Source organism: Rhodococcus sp. C26F (assembly GCF_053345925.1).
Genome location: NZ_JBKFBA010000014.1, coordinates 114,033 through 124,790, shown reverse-complemented (window position 1 = coordinate 124,790; position 10,758 = coordinate 114,033). Strand labels below are relative to the sequence as shown.

At 69.6% G+C, this 10,758-nt stretch carries 1 protein-coding gene; it reads right to left on the bottom strand.

Annotated features, from left to right (window positions below; genetic code table 11):
• Window positions 1-10,646 (bottom strand): amino acid adenylation domain-containing protein (locus ACLBYD_RS16515; RefSeq protein ID WP_447817287.1); only part of this gene is annotated, 10,646 nt, incomplete at its 3' end.
• Window positions 10,647-10,758: the final 112 nt, after the last annotated feature.

Genomic DNA, 10,758 nt, shown 5'->3' with positions numbered 1-10,758 from the left:
TCGACCATCAATGCTTCGAGCATCGACGGCACCACGTGCAGGGTCGTCACGGACTGCTCGGTCAGGAGCCGGTTCAGATAGGCCGGATCGCGATGACCGTCCGCCGACGCGATGACCACACGCCCACCGGACACGAGAGCCGACCAGAACTCCCACACCGACAGATCGAAGGTCGCCACCGTCTTCAACAGCACCGCATCGTCGCTGCCGAGACCGAAATGCTCACGCTTCCACAGCAACTGGTTGACGATCGCCGCGTGCGGCACCGCCACACCCTTCGGCCGGCCCGTCGAACCCGACGTGAAGATCACGTACGCGGTGTTCGTCGCACGCAGCGGCGCGATGCGCTCGGTATCGGTCACCGGCGCCGCGGACAACTCGGACAGATCCAGGCTGTCGAGGAACAGGGTGGGGACAGACTTCTCCCCCGGTGCCGTGAACTCGTCACGCTCGGTGGACAGGATCACCACCGGAGCAGCCGTGTCGAGAATGTACGCGTTGCGATCGTCCGGCTGATCCGGATCCACCGGCACGTACACACCACCGGCCTTGACCACCGCATACATACCGACCAGCAACTCGACCGAGCGACGCATCGCCAGCGCCACCGTCGACTCCGGACCCACACCCTCCGAGATCAACCTGCGCGCAAGACGATTGACACGCGCATCGAACTCGGCATAGGTCAGCGACTCGCCCTCGAACACCAACGCCGTCGCATCCGGCACCCGCAAGACCTGCTCGTCGAACAGATCCACGAGCGTCGACGCCTGGTCGACCGCGCGGTCGGTGGCGTTCCACGACTCGAGGATCTCGACCCGTTCGGATCCGTCGAGCATGTCGATGTCGCCGACGGCCGTGGTCGGGTCGGCGACGATCGCCTCGACGACCCGCACGAAACGCTGCGCGAAGCCCTCGACGGTCGACTCGTCGAACAGATCGGTCGCGTACGTGAAGGTGGCGTCGATGACGTCGGGAGCACCGTCGTCGTCGTAGTGGTCGAACACCGTGAGCTGCAGGTCGGTCTTGGCAAGCTGCAGCTCGAAATCGGTGGAGCTCACCGTCAGACCGGGCAGTTCGAGCTGGGTACGCGCCAGGTTCTGGAACGACAGACCCACCTGGAAGAGCGGATTGCGGGCGGTCGAGCGTACCGGGTTCAGCACTTCCACCAGGCGTTCGAACGGCACGTCGGCGTTCGCGAAGGCACCGAGGTCGGTCTCGCGGGTGCCTTCGAGGAGTCGCTCGAAGGACTGGGCCGGGTCGACGTCGCTGCGGAAGACCAGCGTGTTGACGAACATGCCGATCAGGTCGTCGAGCTCGCGCTCGCCACGACCGGCGATCGGGGTGCCGATCGCGATGTCGCGGGTGCCCGAGAGCCGCGACAGTAGAGTCGCGAAGGCCGCGTTGACGACCATGAACAGCGTCGCGTTCTTCGACCGCGCGAGTTCCTGCAGGCCGCGGTGCAGTTCGGGCGAGATCGTGAACTGCAACGATTCGCCGCGGAAGCTCTGGCTCGGCGGCCGCGGGCGGTCGGACGGGAGGTCGAGCTGGTCGGGCAGGCCGGCGAGGGCCTGTTTCCAGTACTCGACCTGCTTGGCGGCCAGCGATTCGGGATCGTCCTCGCTGCCGAGCACCTCTCGCTGCCACAGCGCGTAGTCGGCGTACTGCACGGGCAGCGGCTCCCACGCCGGGGCGTCCCCGTGCGAGCGCGCCGCATAGGCCGTCATCAGGTCGCGGGTCAGCGGGCCGACCGACGCGCCGTCGGCCGACACGTGGTGCACGACCAGCGCGAGGATGTGCTCGTCGTCGCTGACGCGGAAGATGCGCACCGCGACGGGCACCTCGGAGGTCACGTCGAAGGTCGTCGACATGAAGGCGACGATCTCGGGTTCGAGTTCGGCCTCCGCGACTTCCCGCACGACGAGTTCGGGCAGCGCACCGTCGAGCGGGAGCACCACCTGGTGCGGGCCCTCCGGCGAGTCCGGGTAGATGGTACGGAGCGATTCGTGCCGGGCGATGACGTCGCGTGCTGCCGCACGGAGTGCCTCGACGTCCAGGGTGCCGACGAGCCGCACGGCGATCGGGATATTGTCGACCGCGGAGGACGCCGTGTCGAACTGGTTGAGGAACCAGTAGCGCTGCTGCGCGAGCGACAGCGGAACCCGGTCGGGTCGTTCGGTGGCGACGAGGGGCCGGCGCGGACCGCCGGAGACCCCGCGTTCGAGGCGCGCTGCAAGCTCTTCCACGGTGGAGGCCTCGAACAGCAGGCGCAGCGGAACGGTGGCGTTCAGCGCGGCACCGATGCGGGAGACCACCTGGGTGGCGATGAGCGAGTTGCCGCCGAGCGCGAAGAAGTCGTCGTCGAGGCCGACGCGGTCGACACCGAGGACCTCGGAGTAGATCGACGCCACGACCTGCTCGGTGGACGTGGTGGGAGCGCGAAACTCCTTGACCTCGAAGACCGGGTCGGGCAGTGCCTTGCGGTCGAGCTTGCCGGACGCACCGAGCGGCATGGCGTCGAGGAGCACGTAGGTGGCGGGCACCATGTAGGCCGGCAACTGCGCGGACAGTGCCGCACCGGCCGCCACCTGATCGAAGGTCGCACCGGCCTGCGGGACGACGTAGGCGACGAGCTGGTCCTGACGGACGAGCACGACGGCCTGATCGACCTCGTCGAGGGCGAGCAGCGCGGTCTCGATCTCACCGAGTTCGATGCGCAGACCGCGGAGCTTGACCTGGAAGTCCGTGCGGCCGATGTAGTCGAGTTCGCCGGCCCCCTCCGTCCAGCGCACGAGGTCGCCGGTGCGGTACAGCCGCTCGCCGTCGCCGAACGGCGAGGCGACGAAGCGCTCGGCCGTGAGGTCGGGGCGCTGCATGTACCCGCGCGCGAGCTGGGTGCCCGCGAGATAGAGCTCTCCCGCGACCCCCACGGGCACGGGCGCGAGACGCTCGTCGAGGACGTAGACGCGGGTGTTCCACACGGGGGCACCGATCGGCACGGAGACCGTGTCGGCGTCGGTGGCCTCGTGGTAGGTCACGTCGACGGCCGCCTCGGTGGGGCCGTAGAGGTTGTGCAGGCCGGCGTCGGACAGCAGTGCCCGCGTGCGTGCGGCCAGTGCGGGCGGGAGTGCCTCACCGGAGGCGAAGACGTGCCGGAGCGAGGTGAGTTCGTCGGCCGATGCCTCGGCGACGAACACCGCCAGCATGGACGGCACGAAGTGCACGACGGTCACGCCGCGCCGCTCGATCACCGAGGTCAGGTACCGCGGATCGCGGTGACCGTCCGGCACGGCGACCACCAGTCGGGCACCGATCTGCAAGGGCCAGAAGAACTCCCACACCGATACATCGAAGGTGAACGGGGTCTTCTGCAGCACCACGTCGGCGCCGGTGAGCGGGTACTCGTGCTGCATCCAGCGCAGGCGGTTGACGATCGCGCCGTGCGGCACCGCCACACCCTTCGGGCGCCCGGTCGATCCGGACGTGAAGATGACGTAGGCGGTGTTCGAGGCCCGCAGCGGGGACGTCCGCTCGGCGTCGATGACGGGATCGGACGCCGTCGCGGACAGGTCGAGGGTGTCGACGAGCAGGCTCGGGACGGACCTCTCCCCCGGTACGCGGAACCCGTCGCGCTCGGTGGTCAGCACCGCCACGGGAGCGGCGGTGTCGAGGATGTAGCCGTTGCGATCCTCCGGCTGGTCCGGGTCGATCGGCACGTAGGCACCACCGGCGGTGACGACCGCGTACATACCGACCAGCAGATCGAGCGAGCGACGCATCGCCAGACCCACCCGCGCGTCGGGGCCGACGCCGAGCGAGATCAGGTGCCGCGCAAGACGGTTCACGCGCTCGGAGAACTCGCCGTAGGTCATCGACTCGCCCTCGAACTCCACCGCGACCGCATCCGGCGACCGCCGGACCTGCTCGGCGAACAGATCGACGAGGGTCGAGGTGCCGTCGAGCGCGTGGTCGGTGTCGTTCCACTGCTCGAGGACCTGCACGCGTTCGGCGTCGTCGAGCAGGTCGACATCACCGATCGCGACGGAGAGATCGCCGGTGACCGCATCGAGGAGACGGACGAAGCGCTCGGCAATGCGCTCGACGGTGCGGGTGTCGAACAGATCGGTGGCGTAGGTCAGGCCCACCGAGTACTCGGCGGCACCGGTCGCGGTCGGCGTCTCGGTGACGACGAACTGGAGGTCGAATTTGGCGGTCGCGATGTCGAGGTCGACGGCCTCGACGGTCAGCCGCGGAAGTTCGAGCGTGCCGGTCTCGAGGTTCTGGAACGACAGCATCACCTGGAACAGCGGGTGACGTGCGGTGGAGCGCTCGGGGTTGAGCACCTCCACGAGTCGTTCGAACGGCAGGTCGGCGTGGCCGAACGCCTCGAGGTCGGCGCCGCGCACCCGGCCGAGCACCTGCTCGAACGACTCGCCGCCCTCGACCCTGGTGCGCAGCACGAGGGTGTTGACGAACATGCCCACCAGGTCGTCGAGCGCCGCGTCGCCACGACCGGCCACCGGGGTGCCGATCGCGATGTCGTCGGTGCCCGACAGACGCGCCAGCAACACTGCCAGTGCCGCGTGCACGACCATGAACGGGGTTGCGTTGCGTTCGCGGGCGAGCGTGACGATGCGGTCGTGCAGCGTCTCGTCGATGGTGAACTCGTGCAGGGCACCCCGGTTGGTGGCGACGGCGGGGCGCGGGCGGTCGGCCGGCAGGTCGAGCTGCTCGGGCAGACCCTCGAGCGTGTCCCGCCAGAAACCGACCTGCGAGGAGATGACCGACTCCGGATCGTCCTCCGAGCCGAGCACCTCCCGCTGCCAGATCGCGAAGTCGGCGTACTGGACCGGCAGCGGTTCCCAGCCCGGTTCGCCGCCGGCGGCGCGGGCCGCGTAGGCGGAGACGATGTCGCGGGTGAGCGGACCCATCGAGAAGCCGTCGGCGGCGATGTGGTGCACGACGAGCGCGAGCACGTGTTCGGTCGCCGACACCGCGAACAGCTGCGCCCGGAAGGGTGCCTGGGCGGAGACGTCGAAGCCGGACGAGACGAGATCCGTGATGCTCTGCACCAGCTGCGTCTCGGTGACGTCGATCGGCGTGAGGTCGGGTTCGACCTCGGACACCGGCAGCACCTGCTGGTAGCCCACACCGTCGACGTCCGGGTAGATCGTCCGCAGCGACTCGTGCCGGCCGAGCACGTCGACCACCGCGGAGCGCAGCGCCTCGACGTCCAGCGCGCCGATCAACCGGATCGCGCCGGGGATGTTGTTGACCGCCGATTCCGGTTCGAAGCGGTTGAGGAACCACATCCGCTGCTGCGCGAGCGACAGCGGTACCCGCTCGGGACGTTCCTGCACGACCAGCGGCGTGCGGCCCTGGGCCTCGCTCTGCTCGACGCGGGCGGCGAGGGCGGCCACGCCCGGCGCCTCGAACAGGACACGAACGGGCACAACGGTTCCCAGTTCGGAGCCGAGGCGCGCGACGACCTGCGTCGCGATGAGCGAGTTGCCGCCGAGGGCGAAGAAGTCGTCGTCGAGCCCGACACGGTCGACACCGAGGACGTCGGCGAACACGCCGGCGACGACCTCTTCGACCGGGGTCGTGGGTGCACGGAAGCCGCGGGCCTCGAAGACCGGGTCGGGCAGCGCCTTCCGGTCGACCTTGCCCGAGCTGCCGAGCGGCATCTCGTCGAGGACCACGAACTGCGACGGCACCATGTAGGCCGGGAGCACCGCGCTCAGCGCGGCCTGCGCGGCGTCGCGGTCGAAGGTCGTGTTCGGGGCCGGGACCACGTAGGCGACGAGCTGTTCGTGCCGCACCTGCGCGGCGGCCTGCGACACCCCGGTGTGATCGAGCAGCGCGGTCTCGATCTCCCCGAGCTCGATACGCAGACCGCGGAGCTTGACCTGGAAGTCGGTGCGGCCGAGATACTCGAGATCGCCGCTGCGGTCGTTGCCCCAGCGCACGAGGTCGCCCGTGCGGTACAGACGCTCACCCTCGCCGAAGGGCGAGGCGACGAAACGCTCGGCGGTCAGATCGGGGCGGCGGACGTAACCGCGCGCCACCTGCACACCCGCGAGATACAGCTCACCCACGACACCGGCGGGAACCGGCGACAGTCGCGAGTCGAGCACGTAGGCGCGGGTGTTCCACACCGGAGCGCCCATCGCGACGGAGCCACCCGTCGTTCCTGCGACCGGGCGGGCGGTGGCGTGCACCGTGGCCTCGGTGGGGCCGTAGAGGTTGTGGAGCTCGGCGTCGCTGATCCGCGAGAACTGCTCGGCCACCGACAGCGGGAAGGCCTCACCTGCGACGAGCACGGTGCGCAGCGACGCGCAGTCGTCGGGCGACACCGACGCGGCGAACACCGCGAGCATCGACGGGACGAAGGAGGTCGCCGTCACCGCGCGCTCGCGGATGACGGTGCCGAGATAGGCGGTGTCGCGGTGACCGTCCGGGACCGCGATCACCATGCGCGCACCGACGGCGAGGGTGCCGAAGAGTTCCCACACCGACACGTCGAAGGTGAACGGGGTCTTCTGCAGCACCACGTCGTCGGGGCCGATCCCGTATTCGGTGGTGATCCACCGGATCTGGTTGACGACCGAGGCATGGGCGACCGCCACACCCTTCGGGCGTCCCGTCGAACCGGAGGTGAAGATCGAGTACGCGGTGTTCGACGGCCGCAACGGCGCGAGGCGGTCGGCGTCGGTGACCGGCTCGGCCGGTGTCGCGGACAGGTCGAGGCCGTCGATCGCGAGCGACGGCACCGATGCCGTGGCCGGCACGGAGAATCCGTCGCGTTCGGTGGTCAGCACCACCACGGGAGCGGCGGTGTCGAGGATGTAACCGTTGCGATCGTCGGGCTGATCCGGGTCGATCGGCACGTAGGCACCGCCGGCCGTGACGACCGCGTACATACCGATCAGCAGATCCAGCGAGCGGCGCATCGCCAGACCCACCGACGTCTCCGGCCCGACACCGAGCGGGATCAGGTGTCGCGCAAGACGGTTCACTCGCTCGGAGAACTCGCCGTAGGTCAGCGTCTCGCCCTCGAACTCCACCGCGACCGCATCCGGCGACCGCCGGACCTGCTCGGCGAACAACTCCGCCAGAGTCCGGGCATCGCCGAGTTCGTGCTCGGTCGCGTTCCACGCGGCGAGCACATCGGTGCGCTCGGCGTCGTCGAGCAGCGCGACGTCACCGACCGGGAGTGCGGGTTCGGTCACGACCGCGGTGAGGATCCGGGTCAGGCGCTCGGCGAAGGACTCCATCGTCCAGGCGTCGAACAGATCGGTGGCATAGGTGAGGTCGACGAGATAGCCCTCGGCGGTCGCGTCGTCCGAGACGGTGACCTGCAGGTCGAACTTCGCCAGTGCCGCGTCGACGTCGAGCGCCGAGACGGTCAGGCCGGGCAGTTCGAGGGGGTCGGCGTCGAGGTTCTGGAACGCGAGGAGCACCTGGAACAACGGGTGCCGTGCCGTCGACCGTTCGGGGTCGATGATCTCGACGAGCCGCTCGAACGGCAGGTCGGCCTGCCCGAACGCTTCGAGGTCGGCGCCGCGCACCTGTCCGAGCACCTGCTCGAACGACTCGCCGCCCTCCACCCGGGTGCGCAGCACGAGGGTGTTGACGAACATGCCCACCAGGTCGTCGAGCGCCGCGTCGCCACGACCGGCCACCGGGGTGCCGATCGCGATGTCGTCGGTGCCCGACAGACGCGCCAGCAGCACCGCCAGTGCCGCGTGCACGACCATGAACTCGGTGGTGGAGGTGCGACGGGCGAGATCGCGGACGGCGGAACGGAGTTCGGAGTCCAGGACGAACCGGTGCGAGGCACCGCGGTAGCTCGCGACGGCCGGTCGCGGACGGTCGGCCGGCAGATCGAGTTGCTCGGGCAGACCCGCGAGGGTCTCCCGCCAGAACGCGACCTGCGAGGAGATGACCGACTCCGGATCGTCCTCCGAGCCGAGCACCTCCCGCTGCCAGATGGCGAAGTCGGCGTACTGCACCGCGAGCGGTTCCCACTGCGGGGCGTCGCCCGAGACGCGTGCGGCGTAGGCCGTCACGACGTCGCGGGTCAGCGGACCCATCGAGAACCCGTCGGAGGCGATGTGGTGCACGACCAGCACCAGCACGTGCTCGGCCGTGGTCCCGGTCTCGGTGACGGCGAACAGCCGGGCCCGGAAGGGAACCTGCGTCGTCACGTCGAAGCCGGTGCCGACGATCTCGGTGGCCCGGGCGATCAGATCGGACTCGGCCACCGGGACCGGCGTCAGGTCGGGCACCACCTCGTCCACCGGCAGCACCTGCTGGTAACCCACACCGTCGACGTCCGGGTAGATCGTCCGCAACGACTCGTGCCGGCCGAGCACGTCGGTCACCGCGGCCTGCAGGGCCGCCGCGTCCAGTGCCCCCGACAGGCGGATCGCCACGGGGATGTTGTTGACCGCCGATTCGGGCTCGAAGCGGTTGAGGAACCACATCCGCTGCTGCGCGAGCGACAACGGCACCAGTTCCGGACGCACCTGAGGGACCAGCGGTGCGCGTCCGTCGCCGCCCGAGGCCATGGCGGCGGCGACGAGCGAGGCGAGTTCGGCCGCCGTCGGGGCGTCGAAGAACTCGCGGACGTCGATGCGGACCTTGTGATCGGCGCTGAGCCGCGCGACGACCCGCGTCGCGCTCAGGGAGTTGCCGCCGAGTTCGAAGAAGTCGTCGTCGACACCGAGCTGCTCGATGCCGAGAACCTGCTCGAAAGCGGCGACGACGGCGTGCTCGGTGGCCGTCGACGGTGCGCGGTACTCGCGCTGCAGGGAGCTGAAATCCGGTGCGGGCAAGGCCTTCCGGTCGAGCTTGCCGCTGCCGCCGAGTGGGAACTCGTCGAGTTCGACGAACAGCGACGGCACCATGTAGTCGGGCAGGCGCCGGCGCACGGCGTCGGCGAGCTCCGACCGTTCGATGTCGCGGCCGTCGGTGACGAGATAGGCGACGAGGTGGTCGCCGAGCGCGGGGTCTGAGTGCACGACGACGACCGACTGCCGCACGCCCGGGTGGTCGAGCAACGCCGATTCGATCTCGCCGAGTTCGATGCGCAGACCGCGCAGCTTCACCTGGAAGTCGGTGCGGCCGATGTACTCGATCTGGCCGTCCTCGTTCGTCTTCACGAGGTCGCCGGTGCGGTACATGCGGTCGCCGGGCTCGCCGAACGGGTCGGCGACGAAGCGATCGGAGGTCAGATCGGGGCGACGGAGATAGCCACGCGCGAGCTGGACGCCCGCGAGGTAGAGCTCGCCCTCGACACCGTCCGGGACGGGGCGCAGACCCTCGTCGAGGACGTAGAGACCGGTGTCGGCCACGGCGGCACCGATCGGCACGACGGTGTCGTCGGCGGAGGTCGCGAAATAGGTGACGTCGACCGCAGCCTCGGTGGGCCCGTAGAGGTTGTGCAGACGCGCCGAGGAGATCTCGTAGAAGCGGGCGACGGTCTGCGGGGGCAGCGCCTCACCGGACGCGAAGACGTAGCGGAGTGTGCTTACCGACGCGGCGGTGGGCTCGGTGAGGTAGACGGCGAGCATCGACGGCACGAAGTGCGCGATCGTCACGCCGCGTTCGATCATCGTCTGCGCGAGATAGGCCGGGTCGCGGTGCCCGTCGGGCACGGCGATCGTGAGACGGGCACCCACCTGCAGGGGCCAGAAGAACTCCCAGACCGACACGTCGAAGGTGAACGGCGTCTTCTGCAGCACTACGTCGTCGGCGCGCATCCCGTACTCGGACTGACGCCAGTCGATGTTCGCGACGATCGCCCGGTGCTCGACGGCGACGCCCTTGGGCCGTCCCGTCGAACCCGACGTGAAGATGACGTAGGCGAGGTGATCGGCCGTGAGCGCGCCGCCGCGCTCCTCCGGAGTGATCGGCTCGTCGGATACCTCGGACAGGTCGAGGGTGTCGATCGTGAGGGCAGGGACGGAACCGGGGAGATCGACGGCGTCGCGTTCGGTGGTGACGACGGCGATCGGCTCGGCGATCTCGAGGACGTAGGCGAGGCGGTCGGCCGGGTGGTCGGGGTCGAGCGGCACGTAGGCGCCGCCGGCCTTGACGATCGCGTACATGCCGACCAGCAGGTCGAACGACCGGCGGACGGCGAGACCGACCCGTGCGTCCGGGCCCACACCGAGGCCGATGAGGTGACGTGCGAGACGGTTGACGCGGGCGTCGAATTCGCGGTAGGTCAGGGCCTGCCCGTCGAACTCGAGAGCGACCGCATCGGGGGTCCGCGCCACCTGGGCGTCGAAACGCGCCACGAGGGTGTCGGGATCGACCGTGGCCGGTGCTGCCGCATCGTCGCCGAGCACCTCGACGGTGTCGGCCAGCAGGGCGTCGACCACCCCCGCGAGACCCGGAGCACCCAGCAGAGCGGGCGCGATGTTCGACAGGACGACGGGGAACAGCGCGTCGAAACCGAGCGCGCCACCCATGGCGGTGTCGAGCGTGGCGATCTCGTCGCGCAGGCGCGCGTAGCCGATACGGGTGTCACCGTCGGTGAGGGCGACGCGGTCGGGTTCGATCTCCGCGACGGCGGCGAGCAACCGGGGAAGGTCCTCGATCGCCAGCGCCGGCTTGCCCGCCATGTCACCCGTCATCTACGTCAGCCTCCTGAAATAACCTGCGCTCGGCATCACGCTGTGCACGCGACACCGCCCCCCGCTGCCACCCGGCACCGTACTGGCCGGGCAGTCGAACGACAGCCGATCT